Source organism: Streptomyces sp. MS191 (assembly GCF_008042125.1).
Lineage (GTDB): Bacteria > Actinomycetota > Actinomycetes > Streptomycetales > Streptomycetaceae > Streptomyces.
On the sequence record NZ_RDBI01000068.1, the window covers coordinates 6,008 to 22,455 of the forward strand.

The 16,448-nt window shown below is 72.9% G+C and carries 14 protein-coding genes and 1 pseudogene; 4 read left to right on the plus strand and 11 right to left on the minus strand.

What is annotated here, in order from left to right; all coding sequences use genetic code 11:
• Positions 1–112: pseudogene (locus EAO71_RS39350) on the minus strand (GntR family transcriptional regulator); the annotation flags it as partial.
• A gap of 174 nt (positions 113–286) precedes the next feature.
• Between EAO71_RS39350 and EAO71_RS32315 the strand changes: the two are divergent.
• Positions 287–1,441, plus strand: a complete 1,155-nt coding sequence (locus EAO71_RS32315) for an FAD-dependent oxidoreductase (RefSeq protein ID WP_147981380.1) — start codon at positions 287–289, stop codon at positions 1,439–1,441.
• A 224-nt stretch (positions 1,442–1,665) separates the two neighbouring features.
• On the opposite strand, the gene EAO71_RS32320 is transcribed toward EAO71_RS32315, so the two are convergent.
• Both EAO71_RS32320 and EAO71_RS32325 read right to left on the minus strand, forming a co-directional pair.
• Complete coding sequence (locus tag EAO71_RS32320) at positions 1,666–3,384, minus strand: acyl-CoA dehydrogenase family protein (RefSeq protein ID WP_147981381.1); 1,719 nt, start codon at positions 3,382–3,384, stop codon at positions 1,666–1,668.
• Positions 3,385–3,447: 63 nt separating this feature from the next.
• Complete coding sequence (locus EAO71_RS32325; protein WP_147981382.1) at positions 3,448–4,059, minus strand: PadR family transcriptional regulator; 612 nt, start codon at positions 4,057–4,059, stop codon at positions 3,448–3,450.
• A gap of 398 nt (positions 4,060–4,457) precedes the next feature.
• On the opposite strand from EAO71_RS32325, the gene EAO71_RS32330 reads away from it, so the two are divergent.
• Complete coding sequence (locus EAO71_RS32330) at positions 4,458–6,032, plus strand: pectate lyase family protein (protein ID WP_147981383.1); 1,575 nt, start codon at positions 4,458–4,460, stop codon at positions 6,030–6,032.
• A 169-nt stretch (positions 6,033–6,201) separates the two neighbouring features.
• Positions 6,202–7,041, plus strand: coding sequence for a dienelactone hydrolase family protein (locus EAO71_RS32335; RefSeq protein ID WP_147981384.1), 840 nt, complete (start codon positions 6,202–6,204; stop codon positions 7,039–7,041).
• Between the two features lie 58 nt (positions 7,042–7,099).
• On the opposite strand, the gene EAO71_RS32340 is transcribed toward EAO71_RS32335, so the two are convergent.
• From EAO71_RS32340 to EAO71_RS32350, 3 genes are all read right to left on the minus strand, one after another.
• The gene (locus EAO71_RS32340; RefSeq protein WP_147981385.1) at positions 7,100–9,121 is read right to left on the minus strand and encodes a prolyl oligopeptidase family serine peptidase; all 2,022 of its coding nucleotides are present in this window, start codon (positions 9,119–9,121) and stop codon (positions 7,100–7,102) included.
• A gap of 88 nt (positions 9,122–9,209) precedes the next feature.
• Positions 9,210–10,037, minus strand: coding sequence for a DUF1206 domain-containing protein (locus EAO71_RS32345; protein ID WP_147981386.1), 828 nt, complete (start codon positions 10,035–10,037; stop codon positions 9,210–9,212).
• Positions 10,038–10,067: 30 nt separating this feature from the next.
• Positions 10,068–10,229 carry a DUF5670 family protein gene (locus tag EAO71_RS32350; protein WP_147981387.1) on the minus strand — a complete coding sequence of 54 codons (162 nt, stop codon included), beginning with the start codon at positions 10,227–10,229 and terminating at the stop codon, positions 10,068–10,070.
• 196 nt (positions 10,230–10,425) lie between these two features.
• Between EAO71_RS32350 and EAO71_RS32355 the strand changes: the two genes are divergently transcribed.
• Positions 10,426–10,599, plus strand: a complete 174-nt coding sequence (locus EAO71_RS32355) for a CsbD family protein (protein WP_147981388.1) — start codon at positions 10,426–10,428, stop codon at positions 10,597–10,599.
• Positions 10,600–10,739: 140 nt separating this feature from the next.
• Here the strand turns inward: EAO71_RS32355 and hypE are convergent, their stop codons facing one another.
• From hypE to hypB, 5 genes are read right to left on the minus strand one after another with little or no spacing between them, the layout of a single operon-like run.
• Positions 10,740–11,801: a hydrogenase expression/formation protein HypE gene (gene hypE, locus EAO71_RS32360; RefSeq protein WP_147981389.1), complete on the minus strand. Its 1,062-nt coding sequence runs from the start codon at positions 11,799–11,801 to the stop codon at positions 10,740–10,742.
• Positions 11,794–12,939, minus strand: a complete 1,146-nt coding sequence (hypD, locus tag EAO71_RS32365) for a hydrogenase formation protein HypD (protein ID WP_147981390.1) — start codon at positions 12,937–12,939, stop codon at positions 11,794–11,796. Before hypD ends, hypE begins: the two co-directional genes overlap by 8 nt.
• Complete coding sequence (locus EAO71_RS32370) at positions 12,936–13,211, minus strand: HypC/HybG/HupF family hydrogenase formation chaperone (RefSeq protein WP_147981391.1); 276 nt, start codon at positions 13,209–13,211, stop codon at positions 12,936–12,938. The genes hypD and EAO71_RS32370 overlap by 4 nt, the downstream gene beginning before the upstream one ends.
• A complete protein-coding gene (gene hypF / locus EAO71_RS32375) occupies positions 13,180–15,579 on the minus strand; it encodes a carbamoyltransferase HypF (protein ID WP_147981392.1) in 2,400 nt (799 codons plus the stop codon). The genes EAO71_RS32370 and hypF overlap by 32 nt, the downstream gene beginning before the upstream one ends.
• Positions 15,579–16,448, minus strand: a complete 870-nt coding sequence (gene hypB, locus EAO71_RS32380; RefSeq protein WP_147981393.1) for a hydrogenase nickel incorporation protein HypB — start codon at positions 16,446–16,448, stop codon at positions 15,579–15,581. The genes hypF and hypB overlap by 1 nt, the downstream gene beginning before the upstream one ends.

Below are 16,448 nucleotides of genomic sequence, written 5' to 3' on the forward strand. Positions count from 1 at the left end.
GGTACTCGATGGCCATCGGCGAGCCGTCGACCAGCCGGAGGCGCGCCACGTACCGGATCTCCGCCGCCGGTGAGATCCGCAGCTTGCGGCCCACCCGGGCGCCCGCGGGCAGGGCGACGACCGGCGGCACGGCCCGGGGGTGGCGGACGACCGCGAGCCGCGTCGTACGCGTTCGTGACGAACTTGTTCGCSACGAACATGTTCGTTACGCTTTTCGGAGTGCCCCTCCGGCGCGGGCCGAGCGGGTCCGCCCGCCGGCTCCGTGCCCCGCTTCCAAGGAGTCGCCATGACCACCCACCACCCCATCGCCGTCATCGGCGCCGGCCTCGGCGGGCTGACCCTGGCCCGCGTCCTGCACCTGCACGGCGTCGAGGCCGCCGTCTTCGACCTCGAGGCCTCCCGTCACGCCCGCCCTCAGGGCGGCATGCTCGACATCCACCGTGAGAACGGCCAGGTCGCGCTGCACGCGGCCGGTCTCCACGAGGCCTTCCGCGCGCTCGTACACCCGGGCGGCCAGGCCTGCCGCGTCCTGGACCGCCAGGGCGTCGTCCGCTGGGACCAGCCGGACGAGGGCGACGGCGAGCGTCCCGAGGTCGACCGCGGCCTGCTGCGCGACCTGCTCCTGGACTCCCTGCCCGAGGGCACCGTGCGCTGGGGCCACAAGGTCGTCGGCACGCGTCCGCTCGGTGGCGGCCGGCACGAGGTGACCTTCTCGGACGGCGGCGTCGTCACGACCGACCTGCTCGTCGGCGCCGACGGCGCGTGGTCGCGCGTCCGCCCGCTGCTGTCCGACGCCGAGCCCGCCTACACGGGCATCTCCTTCGTCGAGGCCGAGCTGCACGACGCCGAGGTCCGCCATCCCGGCAGCGTGAAGGTCGCCGGCGGCGGCATGCTGTTCGCGCTCGGCGACGGCCGGGGCTTCCTCGCCCATCTGCAGACCGACGGCGGCCTGCACGTCTACACGGCCCTGCGCGTCGCGGAGGAGTGGATCGACAGCGTCGACTTCACCGACGCGGAGAAGGCCAAGGCGGCCGTGCTCGCGCTGTTCGACGGCTGGGACGAGGGCCTCACGGCGCTCCTCGCGGACTCCGACGCCGCGCCGCTCCCCCGCAGGATCCACGCGCTGCCGATCGGGCACCGCTGGGAGCGTGTTCCGGGCGTGACGCTGCTGGGCGACGCGGCGCACCTGATGTCGCCGTTCGCCGGCGAGGGCGCCAACCTCGCCATGCTGGACGGCGCCGAACTCGGGCTGGCCCTCGCCGCCCGTCCCGGGGACACCGAAGGGGCCCTCACCGCCTACGAGGAGGCCCTCTTCCCCCGCAGCGCCGCCAAGGCCGCCGAGTCCGCCGAGGGACTCGCGATGTGCTTCGGCGACGACCCGGTCGGCCGGCTCGTCGCCCTGTTCTCGGAGGGCCCCGCGGACACCGACCGGCCGTCCTGACCGCCGCGCCCGCCCATCCGATCTGACCACCGGACACCACCGGACCTGACCACCGGCCTGACCACCTGGCCGACGAACCGGCGCGAGGATCCGGCGCCGGGGGCCGGCGCGACCGCCGGACGTTCCCGTCCGGACGGGTCCGCCCGGCGCCCCCGTGCGCCGCGGACCGGCCGCGGAGCCTCACCCCGCGACCGGCCGCCCTGTCCGGCCCCCGTGCCCGGGTCCTACCGGCCCATCTCGTACGCGCCCGACAGCGCCTCGACCCGCTGCCAGACCCGCTCCGACCGCGCCTCGTCGACGACCGGGCGCCGCACCGAGCCCAGCGCCCACAGCTGCTGCTGCTCGGTCGCGGAGTCCTTGCCGTGCAGTTCGACGGCGTGCGCGGAGAAGTCGCGGACGAGCACGGCGAACAGTTCGTCGAGGACGTCCTCGTCGAGTCCGGTGAGGTCCGCCTGCTCCAGGACCAGCTGGCCGTGGACGACCAGCGCGAAGAGCTGGCCGACCGCGAGGAGGAGGTCGAGGTCGCGGCTCTGCTTCTCGTCGGGAGCCGCCGTGGCGACGAACTCGCAGAGCGCGTCGGCCTGTTCGCGGAGCCGGGCGACGTTGGGCAGGTGGGCGAAGGTGTCGTAGGCGGCGCGCCAGTCGTGGAAGCGCACCGAGCCCAGGCCGCGGGCCGGGCCCTGGCGGAAGAGGAACGTGTCGTCGGCCGCGTCGAGGCGGGTCGGCACGGGCTCGTAGGCGACGGGCTCCAGCAGGTGGTTGCGCATGAACTTCAGGATCAGCGCCAGGTTGACGTGGACCGTGCCCTCCAGCTTCGGCAGCCCGCGGATCTCCACGGCGGCCTGGGCGAAGTAGTTGTCCTTCTCGAAGCCCTTGGCGGCGATGACGTCCCACATCAGGTCGATGACCTTCTCGCCCTCCGTGGTCACCTTCATCTTCGTCATCGGGTTGAAGAGGAGGTAGCGACGGTCGTCGGGGCCGGCGGAGCGGAAGTAGTCGACGGCCCGGTCGCTGAAGAGCTTCATGCCGACGAGGCGTACGTAGGCGTCGGTCAGCTCGCGGCGCACGTGCGGGAAGGCGGTGACGGGGCGGCCGTACAGGATGCGGTTGTGGGCGTGGGTGACGGCCTCGTACATCGCGTGCTCGCAGATGCCGATGGAGGCGGTGCACAGGTTGAACTTGCCGACGTTGACCGTGTTGAGGGCGGCGTCGAAGGCGGCACGGCCGGTGTGCAGGACGTCCTCGGCGGCCACGGGGTAGTCCTCGAGCCGGAACTCGCTGACGTACTTCGACGAGTCGACGACGTTCTTGACCAGGTGGTACGCCGTGTGGCGGCTGTCCGCGGCGAAGAAGACGTAGCCGTCGGGGCCTTCCACGTCGGTGCGGCGGCCGAAGACGGAGACGAGTCCGGCGGCGTTGCCGTTGCCGATGTAGTACTTGGAGCCGGTGGCGCGGAAGCCGCCGTCGGCGTCGGGCTCCAGGAGCATGTCGGTGGAGTAGATGTCGGCGCCGTGAGACTTCTCGGACAGGCCGAAGGCGAACACCTCGCCCTGCGCGAGGAGTTCGGCGGCGCGGGCGCGGGCGGCGGCGTTGTCGCTCTGCCAGACCGGGCCGAGGCCCAGGATGGTGACCTGCCAGGCGTACCAGTAGTCGAGGCCGTAGAAGCCGAGGATCTCGTTGAGCGCGGCGATCCGGGCGGTGTCCCAGCGCTCGTCCTGCCCGTCCGCCTCGGACGAGGGGGTCAGGAAGGTCGCGAACAGCCCTTCCTTGGCGGCGAAGGCGAGGAAGTCGCCGAGCCAGGCCCGGGTCCGGTAGTCCTCGATCAGCTGTCGCTTGCCACGCTCCTCGAACCAGTCGACGGTGGCGCGCAGCAGCCGGCGGGTCTCCGGATCGAAGTGCGCGGGGTCGTAGGTGCGCGGGTTGAACAGCAGCGGGTCGGCCATGGTTGCCGCCTTTCGACTGGAGGGTGGAAGGGGTGGGGGTACGGGGCTGAGCGGCACGGCCGGTCAGGGTCCGGGACGGAACCGGCCGAGGGTGGCGAGGACGTCGTCGAGCCAGGCGAGCATCATGCGTTCGTACGCGATGCCCCCGCGCAGGACGGCGTGCTGGAGTTCACGCTCGGGGTCGAGCGCGCCGGCGGCGGGCCCGGGGGCCGGCGCGTCGCGGTCGGCGGGCCCGGCGTCCGGGGACCCGGGGGCGGCCCCGGGGAAGTCGCGCGCCTCGCCCGCGAGGTAGTGGGCCAGCCGGGCCGCGTGGGCCTGCTTGTGCCGTTCCACCTCGTCCGTCAGGGCGGCCGGATCGTCGAAGGCCGCGCCGCGGATCTTCACCGCGAGGTCGTGCCGGACGCTCTCGGGCTCGATCGGTTCGTGCAGCCACGAGGAGAGTGCGGCGCGGCCCAGGTCGGCGACGGAGTACTCCTTCTTGTCCGGGCGCCCCTGCTGGGGCACGTCCCGGACGTCGACCCAGCCGTCGTTCTCCATGCGCTTGAGCACGCGGTAGATCTGCTGGTGGGTGGCGGTCCAGAAGTACCCGATGGACCGCTCGAACCGGCGGGCCAGCTCGTAGCCGGAACCCGGCTTCTCCAGCAGGGACACGAGGATCGCGTGTTCGAGCGCCATGGCTCCGATCTTGCTATGCAACGAGTTGCATAGACAAGCGCAGGGACCCGGGTGAGACGCGGCTCACCCGGCCGGCTCCGCCCCGCACCCCCTCCGCATCGCACCGGGGCACCCGCGACCCCCGCGCGGCGGATCTCGCGCAGAGCCTTGCCACTCCCCCGGGCGCGCCCTATCGTCGCCGCCGGAAAGCGCTTTCCTGTCAAGGGAGTTGGCCACTCCATCTCTTCGCTGACTTATAGGGAAGAAGGGACAGAAAGCGCTTCCATCGTGCGCGCGATCGGCATCGATGACCTCGTAGCTCCTGTTCCCCGGGGCCCCATCGACCCGGCCGTCGCCGAGCGGCACCACCCCTGCCGGACCGACCGGACCGGCAGGTGACGACCCACCGGGAGACTGTGATGAAACGACGAGGTGTACGACGGCTCCAGGCGGCGCTGGCCACCATGGCCCTCGCCGCGGGCACGGGAGTGCTGGTGTCCATGCCGGAGGCGTCCGCGGCGACGGGCAGCGCCACCGGCTACGCGACGCAGAACGGCGGAACCACCGGCGGCGCGGGCGGGCAGACCGTGCGGGCCACCACCGGAACCGCGATCCACGCGGCCCTGTGCGGCCGGGCCAGCAGCAGCACCCCGATCACCATCGAGGTGGAGGGGACCGTCAACCACGCCAACACGGCCAAGGTGTCGGGCAGCAGCTGCAACACGGCCGACGGCGTGATCGAGCTCAAGCAGATCAGCAACGTCACCATCGTCGGCGTCGGCAGCGGGGCGGTCTTCGACCAGCTCGGCATCCACATCCGCGAGTCCAGCAACATCATCATCCAGAACGTCACCGTACGGAACGTCAAGAAGTCGGGCTCACCCACGTCCAACGGCGGTGACGCCATCGGCATGGAGAGCAACGTACGCAACGTCTGGGTCGACCACGCCACCCTGGAGGCCTCGGGCGGCGAGTCGGAGGGCTACGACGGCCTCTTCGACATGAAGGACAACACGCAGTACGTGACGCTCTCCTACAGCATCCTGCGCAACTCCGGACGCGGCGGGCTCGTCGGATCCAGCGAGACCGAGCTCTCGAACGGCTTCATCACCTACCACCACAACCTGTACGAGAACATCGACTCCCGTACCCCCCTGCTGCGGGGCGGCATCGCCCACATCTACAACAACCACTACGTGAGCCTCAACGAGTCCGGCATCAACTCCCGGGCCGGGGCGCGCGCCAAGGTGGACAACAACTACTTCGAGGACTCCAAGGACGTCCTGGGCACCTTCTACACCGACGCGGCCGGGTACTGGCAGGTCAGCGGCAACATCTTCGACAACGTGACCTGGTCCAGCCCCGGCACGGACAACAACCCGGCCGGTCCGGACCCGCAGTCGAACACCACGGTGTCCATCCCGTACGCCTACAGCCTCGACGCGGCCTCCTGCGTACCGGACGTCGTGCGCCAGACGGCGGGCGCCGGGACGGGCCTGCGGGTGTCGGACGGCACCTGCTCGCCGCAGACGCCGAGTCCGACGCCGACCGGGTCCACGCCCACGCCCACGCCCACGACCCCCACTCCGTCGCCGACCACGCCGACCACCGGCCCGACCCAGCCGAGCGGTACGAACCTGAGCATCGGGGCGGGCTCCGACGGCTCCAGCAAGGCGGACGGCACCAGCTACGGCAACGTCAGGGACGGCGACCTCGGCACGTACTGGTCGCCGGCCGGATCGACCGGTTCCGTCTCGGTCAAGTGGGGCTCCGCCACCGCGGTCTCGGTGATCGCCATCCGTGAGACCTCGGGCGGGGCGGGCCGCATCGGCGCCTGGCGGGTCCTCAACGGCGACACGGGAGCGGTCCTGACCTCCGGCAACGGCGCCGGCGTCATCACCTTCCCGAAGACCTCGCTACGCAAGATCACCTTCGAGATCACCGGCTCGACCGGGACACCTCAGGTCGCCGAGTTCGAGACGTACGCCGGATAGGTCCTGCGGCCCCGGGGTCGTCGTCATACCGAAGCGGGTCCGCCGGCACCGTCGGCGGGCCCGTTCCGCCTCCCCGCGCGGTCCGCGAGCCCGGCCGCACCCATTGACCCACTGGCCCTACTTCGCGGTAACTTACCGTCGGCGTCGGCTGACCAGAGGGGGCAGGCTCGTGGCAGACCACGATCTCACCGGCTTCACCCGGAGCACGTTCACCCACGACGGCGCCACCCGGCGGGTACTGCGCCGAGGCACCGGACCCGCCGTGATCGTCCTGGCGGAGATCCCGGGCATCACGCCCAAGGTCCTGGAGTTCGCCGAGCGCGTGGCGGCGACGGGCTGCACGGCCGTCCTCCCGGTGCTCTTCGGTACGCCGGGCCGCGACCCGGACCCCGCCGCCCACGGCTGGGCGCGAACCGGCCTCACCACGGCCTCCGCCCTGTGGCGGGTCTGCGTCAGCCGCGAGTTCACGCTGCTGGCCACCGGGCGCAGTTCGCGCGTCGTGTCGTGGCTGCGCGCCCTGGCCGCCGCCGAGCACGAGCGGTGCGGCGGCCCCGGGGTCGGCGCCGTCGGCATGTGCCTGACCGGCGGGTTCGCCCTCGCCATGGCCTCGGACGAACGGCTCGTGGCCCCCGTCCTGTCCCAGCCGTCGCTGCCGCTGGCCGTCACCCCGGGCCGCGCGGGTCGCATCGACATCGATCCGCGCGATCTCGCGATCGTCCGGGGGCGCTGCGAGCGGCGGGAACTCCAGGTGCTGGGGCTGCGCTTCAGGAGCGACCGGCTCGTGCCGGAGGACCGCTTCGCCTTCCTCCGGCGGGAACTGGGCGACGCGTTCGTCGCGGTCGAGCTGGAGGACGACGCCGCGAACCCGGACGCCGTCCTCGCGCCGCACTCCGTTCTCACCGAGCACCTGATCGACGAACCCGGTCAGCCCACCCGGCAGGCCCTGGACATGGTCCTGGACCTGTTCCGCACCCGGCTGCTCGGGGAGCGGCCGGGTGCCGCCGGCTGACCCGGGTGCCCGGTCCCGCGGGCGGCGGGCGGAGCGGCCCGGCCGCCCTCGGCCCGGCTCAGGTGGCGAGGTTCCGCCACAGGAAGGTGTGCACCAGGGCGTTGTTGTGGGCGGACTGCTCGTTGTCGCCGGCGCCCGCGTGGCCGCCGCCGGTGTTCTCGTGGAACAGCACCCGGTGGCCCAGTTCGCGCAGCCGTGCCGCCGTCTTGCGGGCGTGGCCGGGGTGCACGCGGTCGTCGCGGGTGGAGGTCATCAGCAGCACCGGCGGGTAGGCCCGGTCGGCGGCGAGCCGGTGGTAGGGGGACAGCGCGTCGAGGTGGGGGCGGTCGGCCTCGGTGTCCGGATCACCGTACTCGGCGATCCAGGACGCGCCGGCGAGGAGCCGGTGGAAGCGGAGCATGTCCAGCAGCGGCACCTGGGCGACGATCGCGCCGAACAGTTCCGGGTGCCGGGTGAGCATCGCGCCCATCAGCAGGCCGCCGTTGCTTCCCCCGGCGGCGCCGAGCATGGCCGGCGTGGTGATGCCGCGCGCCACGAGGTCCTCGGCGACGGCCGCGAAGTCGTCGAAGGCGCGGGTCCGGTGGGCGCCGAGCGCGGCCTGGTGCCAGGCGGGTCCGTACTCGCCGCCGCCGCGGATGTTGGCGATGACGTGGGTGCCGCCCCGCTCCAGCCAGCCGCGGCCCGTCACGGCCCCGTAGTAGGGGGTGAGGGAGACCTCGAACCCGCCGTAGCCGTAGAGCAGTGCGGGACCGGGGCCGGTCGACGCGTGGTCCGGGCCGATCACGAAGTACGGCACGCGCGTCCCGTCCCGCGAGGTGGCGAAGTGCTGCGTGACCGACAGCCCGGCGGTGTCGAAGCGGGCCGGGGCCTCCTTGAGGATCTCGCTGTCGCCGCCGACCACTCCGCGGTGGAGCGTGGACGGCTGCAGGAATCCCGACACGTCCAGGAAGTACTCGTCGGAGACGTCCGGGTCGGTGTCGACGACGCTCACGGCGGACAGCGCCGGCACGTCCGCCAGCGGCTCGCGCGTCCAGCCGCCGCCGGGGGTGGGGGTGAGCACCTCGATGTGGGTGGTGACGTCGCGCATCGTCTCCAGGATGAGGTGCCGGCGGGTCCAGGAGTGCCCGGCCAGCGCCGTCCGCGGGTCCGGGGCGAAGAGCACCTCGGCGTCCCGGCCGCCCGCCAGGAAGGCGTCGAAGCCGAACGCCAGCAGCGAGCCCGCCCGGTGTCCGAGCCAGTCGGACTTCAGGGTGACGACGAGGTGGTCGCGGTGGGCGTACGCCTCGGCGTCCTCGGGAACGTCGATCCGTACGAGGGTGCCGTCGGGAGCGAGCAGGAACTGCTCGCTGCGGAAGAAGTCCAGGGAGCGGCCGACGAAGTCCCGCTCGTAGCCGGGTGTGGGGTCGTGGGTGCCCCAGGCCGACACGTCGGCCCTCTCGGCCTCGAAGACCAGGGCCGCGTCCTCCAGCGGGGTCCCCCGTCGCCAGCGGCGCACGGTGCGGGGGTAGCCGGAGTCGGTCACGGAGTCCGGTCCGAGTTCGGCGCCGACGAAGACGGTGTCGTCGTCGATCCAGCCGATCCGGGTCTTGCCCTCGGCGACCCGGAAGCCGTCCTCGACGAAGGTCCGGTCGGCGAGGTCGAACTCGCGGACGACGACGGCGTCGCCGCCGTCCCGGGACAGGCACACCAGGGCCCGGTCGTGGTCCGGCCTGCGCACCCGCGCACCGGCCCACATCCACTTCTCGCCCTCGGCGGCGGCGAGCGCGTCCACGTCGAGAAGGACCTCCCACTCGGGGAGGTCCTTGCGGTACTGCTCAAGCGTCGTGCGCCGCCACACGCCGCGCACGTGGTCGGCGTCCCGCCAGAAGTTGTAGAGGTGCGCGCCCCGGCGGGTGGTGTACGGGATGCGGTCCGAGGCGTCGAGGACCTCCCGCAGCCGTTCCTTCAGCGCGTCGAAACCGGCGTCGGCGGCCAGTTCGGCCCGCGTCTCGGCGTTCCGCTCGGCCACCCACTCCAGCGCTTCCGCGCCCTCGACGTCTTCCAGCCACAGATACGGGTCGTCTTCGCTCACACGCCGCATTGTGCAGGTCCGGGGGCCGTCGGGGCCACCTGGTCCCGCGCCGCCGGGGTCCGGCGGCGCGGGAGGAGGGGCCTGCCCGGCTCCGCGGTCAGACGCGGCGCCAGCGGCTCATGCCGAAGGAGAACAGTCCGAACAGCGCGAGTCCGGCCGCGAGGGCGATGAGCAGCCACGGTCCGGCGCCGGTCTGCGCGAACGAGCGGATGGCGTCGTCCATCCCCTTCGCCTCGTCGGGGTCGAAGTCGATCGCCGCCCGCAGCGCGAAGTACCCGACGGCGGCGAGCAGGGCGCCGCGCGCGACACCGCCGGCCACGCCGGTGACGTCCATGTAGCGGCGCGCCTTCTTCGACATCGCCCGGTCCAGGTGCTTGCGGTACTTCCTCCGGACCGCCTGGGCGGCGATCCACAGGCCGGCGACGACGATGCCGACGGCCGCCGCGCCGACCAGCCACCGGCCGGCCGGGAGGGCCAGCAGACGCGCGGTGGCGTCCTGGCTCTGGCGGTCGGTCTCGCCGGCGCCGCTGTTCCCGGCGCCGGCGGCGAAGGCCAGGACCACGGCCGCCACGAACGCGTAGAAGACGCTCCTGACGGCGGACAGCGCCCGCTTGCCCGGCTTGTGCCCGTCCGGGCCCGCGGCTCCGAAGACCGCCTCGGTGAGCCGCCACACGGCCATGCCGGCGAGTCCGGCGCCCAGCGCCCACAAGGGGACGGCGCCGGCGGGGGTGGCCGCGATCTGCTCCAGCGCCCCGCCCCGGTCGGCCTGCTCGCCCCCGCCCGTCATCCCGATCCGTACGGCCAGGACGCCGATCAGCAGGTACAGCACGCCTCGTGCCGCGAAGCCGGAGCGGGCGCCCACTCTGACCGCGTCGCTCCGGGCCACGCTGCGCATCGAGGATCTCGGCGAATGCGCGTCAGCCATCTCTCTCCCTCCCTCGGTGCGGTTGTCGGGCTACCAGCGGTACCAGCGGCCCGAGCCGCCCTTCGGCCGGGCCACGAAGCCCAGCAGCCACACGACGAGCAGGATCACGGCGATCCACCAGAGTGCCTTCAGCGCGAATCCGGCGCCGAAGAGAATCAGTACGAGAAGCAGAACGAGAAGAAGGGGAACCATGTTTATCAACCTCCGGACCTCCGCTTACCCTGCCTTCACACCTCCATTCCGGTGGATTTTCGGGTTTCTCCTCGGCAATCCCGGGAATTCGGCGCGCCGCTTCGCGGACAAATTCAGGATTTCGCGTTTACGGGAGCGCGGACAGGTCAGACGCCCTGACGTCAGGCACGATCCAACGCACAGGGAGTGATCGACTGTGTCCGGTGAGCAGAAGATGAAGGCCAAGGGCGAACAGGCCAAGGGAAAGGCCGAGGAAGCGGCCGGGCGCGTGACGGGCAACGAGCGTCTGCAGGCCAAGGGAAAGGCCGACCAGGCGAAGGGCGACGCGCGTGACGCCAAGGAGAAGGCGAAGGACGTCTTCAAACACTGACTTCCGCCGGGAACACATGCGCCGACGTCGCCCACCCGAGGACGTCGACGATCGCCGAGAGGGCCGCTCCGGAACGACGGAGCGGCCCTCTCGGCGTGGCCGCGGCGCCCTGCCCGCGCGGGCATCGGCCGGGCGCCGGATCAGCAGATGCGCGGCAACTGCTCGCCGAGCGGCAGGTCGACCACCCGGGTGCCGCCGAAGCCGGTGCGCGCCACGACGAGACCCGGGTGGGACTCGACGGCCTCCCCGATGACGGCGGCGTGCCGGCCCAGCGGGTGTGCGTGCAGGGCGTCGAGCACGGCGTCCGCGTGGGCCCGCGGGACGAAGGCGACCAGCTTGCCCTCGTTGGCGACGTACAGCGGGTCCAGGCCGAGGATGGCGCAGGCGTTCGCGACGGCGGGGGGTACGGGGATCTTGGACTCCTCGATGACCACGCCCGTACCGGAGGCCGCCGCGATCTCGTTCAGCGAGGCCGCCAGTCCGCCGCGGGTGGGGTCGCGCAGGACGTGGATGTCGGGGGTGACGGCGAGCATGGACCGCACGAGCCCGCCGAGCGCGGCGCAGTCGCTCTCGATGTCCACGCCGAACTCCAGGCCCTCGCGGACGCTCATGATCGCCACTCCGTGGAGTCCGATCTCGCCGCTGACGATCACGACGTCGCCCGGGACGACACGCTGCGGGCGCAGATCCACCCCGTCGGGGATGAGGCCGATGCCGGCGGTGTTGAGGTAGATGCCGTCGCCGTGTCCGGCCTCGACGACCTTCGTGTCACCGGTGGCGACCTCGACCCCGGCCGCCCGTGCGGCGGCGCCGAGGGCCTCGGCCACCCGGGCCACCGCGGAGACCTCGACCCCCTCCTCCAGGATGAACCCGCAGGACAGGTAGGCGGCCTGGGCCCCGCTCATCGCCAGGTCGTTCACCGTGCCGTTGACGGCCAGGTCACCGATGCTGCCGCCGGGGAAGAAGAGCGGCCGGACCACGTAGGAGTCGGTGGAGAAGGCCATCCGGACGCCGCCCAGGGTGAGCGCCGCCGAGTCGCCGAGCCCGGCCAGGAGCTCGCCGCCGAAGGCCGGCGCGAACAGGTGCTCCACCAGTTCGGCGGAGAGCGCGCCGCCGCCGCCGTGCCCCATGACGATGCGGGGGCGGTCGCGCAGCGGCGCCGGGCACGTCCAGCTGGTGATGTCGAGTGCGGTGTCAGGCAACGGGGCTCGCCTCCCGGGACGCGGCGGTGCCGGAGGAAGCGGCCGGGGTGAGGCCGAGCCGGCGGTAGAGGTAGTACGCGGCACAGGCCCCCTCGCTGGAGACCATCGTGGCGCCGAGCGGTGTGCGCGGTGTGCACCGGGTGCCGAACGCCTCGCACTCGTGCGGTTTGAGCAGACCCTGGAGCACCTCGCCGCTGCGGCACTCGGCGGGCTCCCGGGTGTCGATGCCGGTCACCGAGAAGCGGTGCTCGGCGTCGAACTCGCGGTACCGGGCGGACAGCCGCCAGCCGCTGTCGGGGATGACCCCGATGCCGCGCCAGGCGCGGTCGGTGACCTCGAAGACGTCCTCCAGCATGGCGAGGGCCGCCGGGTTGCCCTCGGGCCGGACGGCCCGTTCGTAGGCGTTGTCGACGGTGTACTCGCCGCGTTCGAGGAGGTGCACCGCGCGGCGGACGCCCTCCAGGATGTCGAGCGGCTCGAAGCCGGTGACCACGATCGGCACGCGGTGGCGCGCCGCCAGGTCGGGGTACTCGCCCGTCCCCATCACGCTGCACACGTGCCCGGCCGCGAGGAATCCCTGCACCCGGCAGCTCGGCGAGTTCATGATCGCCTCGATCGCCGGGGGGACCCGGACGTGGGACACCAGCAGGCTGAAGTTGGCGATGCCCAGCTTCCTCGCCTGGTACACCGTCATCGCGTTGGGCGGCGCCGTGGTCTCGAAGCCGATGCCGAAGAAGACCACCTCGTGCCCCGGGTTCTCCTGGGCGATCCGGAGCGCGTCGAGCGGGGAGTAGACGACCCGTACGTCACCGCCCTCGCTGCGCACCTGGAAGAGGTCGCGGCCGGTGCCGGGCACGCGGAGCATGTCTCCGAACGAGCAGAAGATCACCCCCGGGCGCGAGGCGATCTCCAGCGCCTTGTCGATGACCTCCAGCGGGGTGACGCACACGGGGCAGCCGGGGCCGTGGATCAGCTCGACCTCGTCCGGCAGGATCTGGTCGATGCCGTGCCGGATGATGGTGTGCGTCTGGCCTCCGCAGACCTCCATCAGGGCCCACGGGCGGGTGACGGTCGCGTGGATGTCGTCGAGCAGCCGACGGGCGAGGGCGGGGTTCTGGAACTCGTCGATGTACTTCACTGCCGTGCCTCCGAAGCCTGCTCCCAAGGGTCGCCGAACTCCTCCTGGAGCATGCCCAGTTCCTCGAAGAGCGCGAGGGTCTTGCGGGCCGACTCCTCGTCGAGTCGCTGGAGGGCGAAGCCCACGTGCACGATGGCGTACTCGCCGACCCGGAGGTCCGGGAGGTACTCGAGGCACACGTCCTTCTTCACTCCGCCGAAGTCGACGGTGGCCATGCGGGTGCCGTCTCTCTCCGTGATCTCAAGCACTCTGCCGGGTACCGCCAGGCACATGGGCCTCTCCTCGCTGTGGATGGGATGGGGTGAGGCGGGCCGCCGCCACCATGAGCTGGCCGAGCGCCAACCCGCCGTCGTTCGGCGGGACGTGGCGGTGCCTCAGTACGGTGAAGCCGTGCGTCCGGAGGGCTCCGGCGCAGGCGGTGGAGAGCACCGTGTTCGCGAAGACCCCGCCGGTGAGGGCCACGGTGTCCGTCCCGTGCCGGTCGCGCGCGCGTCCGCACAGGGCGACGACCAGCGCGGCCACCGCGGCGTGGAACCGGGCGGCGACCACCGGGCGGTCCGTGCCGGCCCGGACGTCGTCCGCCACGGCGGCCAGGACGGGTGCGGGGTCGGCGCGCAGCGGGCCGTCGCCGTCGGTGGCCGACAGGCCGAAGGAGTACCGGCCGTCCACGGCGGGGCCGGTCCCGTCCGCGGCCGGCGGGGCGGCCCGGAGCGCCGCGGCCTCCAGTTCGATCGCGGCCTGGGCCTCGTAGCCCGCGCGGTGGCAGATGCCCGCGAGGGAGGACACGGCGTCGAACAGCCGGCCCATGCTGGAGGTCGGCACGCAGTTCAGGTCGCGGTCCAACTGCTTTGCGAGGAGCCGGAGTTCGTCGTCCGGGCAGGCCGCCACGCAGGGCAGGTCCGGCGTCCACGCGATGCCCGCGGCCCGCAGGTGGGACAGGGCCATGCGGTAGGGCCGGTGCACGGCTGCGTCGCCGCCCGGCAGCGGCACGTACGCGAGGTGGGCGAAGCGCTCGTAGCCGGTGTAGTCGGCCACGAGGACCTCGCCGCCCCAGACGGCGCGGTCGTCGCCGTAGCCGGTGCCGTCGAAGGCGACGCCGATCACCCGCGTCTCTCCGGTCAGACCGTGCTCGGCCATCGCGGACGCGATGTGCGCGTGGTGGTGCTGGACGCGCGTCAGGGGGCGGCCCTCGGCCCGTCGGGAGGCCAGCGCGGCGGACCGGTAGCCGGGGTGCAGGTCGGCGGCGAGGAGGACGGGAGTCACGCCGGTGATGGACTCCAGCTGGTGTTCGGCGCGTTCGTGGGCGTCCTGCGTGGCGAGGTCGTCCATGTCGCCGATGTGCGCGGACAGCCAGGCCCGGCGTCCCTCGCCCAGGCAGAGCGTGTTCTTGAGGTCGCCGCCGACGGCGAGGGTCGCGGGAACGGGGAGCGGCAGGGACAGCGGGAGCGGGGCGTAGCCGCGGGAGCGCCGCAGGACCGTGGGTTCCCCGTCGAGGACGCGGACGACCGAGTCGTCGCAGGGCACGTGGATGGGGCGGTCGTGCGTCAGCCAGGCGTCGGCGAGTCCCGCCAGCCGCTCCAGGGCCTCGSCGTCGKCGGCGACGATGGGTTCGCCGGAGAGGTTCCCGCTGGTCATCACCAGCAGGCGTGGGCCGGGCGGGTCGCCGGGCAGACCGAGCAGCAGATGGTGCACGGGGGTGTAGGGGAGCATCACGCCGAGGTCGGGACAGCCGGGCGCGACGCCCTGGGCCCGGTCCACGGTGTCGGCACGGCGGCGGAGCAGCACGATGGGCCGCGTCCCTCCGCTGAGGAGGGCCCGCTCGCGGGGGTCGAGGTGGACGAGCGGTTCCACGTCGGCGAGGTCCCGGGCCATCAGCGCGAACGGCTTGTCGCCGCGTCCCTTGCGGCGCCGGAGCTCCGCCACGGCGTCCTGGTGGGCGGCGTCGCAGGCCAGGTGGTAGCCGCCGAGCCCCTTCACGGCGAGGATCGCCCCGGCGGCCAGCAGGCGGCGGGCCTCGGGCACGGGGTCGTCGGACGCCGTCTCGCGGGGCGGGCCGCCGCCGAGGAGGAGCCTCAGCCGCGGTCCGCAGGCCGGGCAGGCCACGGGCTGGGCGTGGAACCGGCGGTCCGCCGGATCGGCGTACTCCCGGGCGCAGTCGGGGCACATCGGGAAGCCGGCCATGGTGGTGTGGGCGCGGTCGTAGGGCAGCCCGGTGACGATGGTGAAGCGCGGTCCGCAGTGCGTGCAGGTGATGAACGGGTGCCGGTGGCGCCGGTCGGCGGGATCGGCCAGTTCCCTCAGGCACTCGGCGCACGTGGCCGTGTCCGGGGAGACCAGCGTCCGGCCCTGGCCGCCGGTCCGGGAGGCGACGATCCGGAAGCCCGCGTCGCCCTCGACGGGGACCTCGCTGTGGTCGACGGTGTCCACCACCGCGAGAGGCGGCGCCTCGGCGGCGAGCCGCTCGCAGAACAGCAGGACCGCGGCAGCGGCCCCCTCGACCTCGGCGACGACGCCGTCCGGGGTGTTGGTGACGTGCCCGGCGAGGCCGAGGCCGGTGGCGCGGGTGTAGACGTACGGACGGAAGCCGACGCCCTGCACGACGCCCCGGACGACGACCCGCCGCCGCTGCACGGCCTCCATCAGCGGGTCTGCGCCATGTCGTGGTCGTGGGGCCGGCCGTGGCCTTCGCTCTGGTCGTGGTCGTGGTCGTGCGCGTGGTCGTGGCCTTCACCCTGGTCGTGGTCGTGCGGGTGGTCGTGGCCCTCGCCGTGGGAGTGCGCCCGCGCGTGGGTGTGACCGTGGGTGTGTCCGTGATCGTGCTCGGGGCGAGCCATCACCGGCCGGTGGGGTGCCGCGCCCTTCGCGACGGCGAGCGCGCGGTCGAGCAGGACGCCCACGCCCTCGTCCGCGCGGGCCGAGGTCAGGACCACCTCCACGCCGGGGTTGACCCGCTGGACGTTCTCCCGGAACGCGGCCTCGTCGAAGTCGACGGCCCGCGCGATGTCCGTCTTGGTGACGACGACCAGCTGGGCGAGCCCGAAGGCCGTCGGGTACTTGAGCGGCTTGTCCTCGCCCTCGGTCACCGACGCGAGGACCACCCGCAGTGTCTCCCCGAGGTCGTACGAGGCCGGGCAGACGAGGTTCCCGACGTTCTCGACGAACAGGAGCCGGGCGTCCTCGGGCAGCCACCCGTCCAGGTACCGGCCCAGCATCGCGGCCTCGAGGTGGCACAGACCGTCAGTGAGCACCTGCCGGACCGGCACGCCGGAACGCGCCAGCCGTGTCGCGTCGTTCTCGGTGGCCAGATCGGCCGTCAGCGCGGCGACCGACAGGCCGCGCTCGCGGGCCAGCGTCAGTTCGCGTTCCAGGAGGGCCGTCTTCCCGCTGCCCGGACTGGAGAGCAGGTTGACGACGGCGGTGCCGCGGGCGGTGAGCCCGGCGCGCAGGGCGTCGGCCGCCGCGTCGTTCTTGGCGAGCACCGCCTGTTGCAGGTCGACGACTCGGCACAT

What these genes read in the sequence shown, in the direction of transcription:
- EAO71_RS32350 (WP_147981387.1), bottom strand. Translation starts at nt 10,229, where the DNA reads ATGGTTCCCCTTCTTCTCGTTCTGCTTCTCGTACTGATTCTCTTCGGC.
- EAO71_RS32345 (WP_147981386.1), bottom strand. Translation starts at nt 10,037, where the DNA reads ATGGCTGACGCGCATTCGCCGAGATCCTCGATGCGCAGCGTGGCCCGG.
- EAO71_RS32325 (WP_147981382.1), bottom strand. Translation starts at nt 4,059, where the DNA reads ATGGCGCTCGAACACGCGATCCTCGTGTCCCTGCTGGAGAAGCCGGGT.
- hypB (WP_147981393.1), bottom strand. Translation starts at nt 16,448, where the DNA reads ATGTGCCGAGTCGTCGACCTGCAACAGGCGGTGCTCGCCAAGAACGAC.
- EAO71_RS32370 (WP_147981391.1), bottom strand. Translation starts at nt 13,211, where the DNA reads ATGTGCCTGGCGGTACCCGGCAGAGTGCTTGAGATCACGGAGAGAGAC.
- EAO71_RS32340 (WP_147981385.1), bottom strand. Translation starts at nt 9,121, where the DNA reads ATGCGGCGTGTGAGCGAAGACGACCCGTATCTGTGGCTGGAAGACGTC.
- EAO71_RS32320 (WP_147981381.1), bottom strand. Translation starts at nt 3,384, where the DNA reads ATGGCCGACCCGCTGCTGTTCAACCCGCGCACCTACGACCCCGCGCAC.
- EAO71_RS32315 (WP_147981380.1), top strand. Translation starts at nt 287, where the DNA reads ATGACCACCCACCACCCCATCGCCGTCATCGGCGCCGGCCTCGGCGGG.
- EAO71_RS32330 (WP_147981383.1), top strand. Translation starts at nt 4,458, where the DNA reads ATGAAACGACGAGGTGTACGACGGCTCCAGGCGGCGCTGGCCACCATG.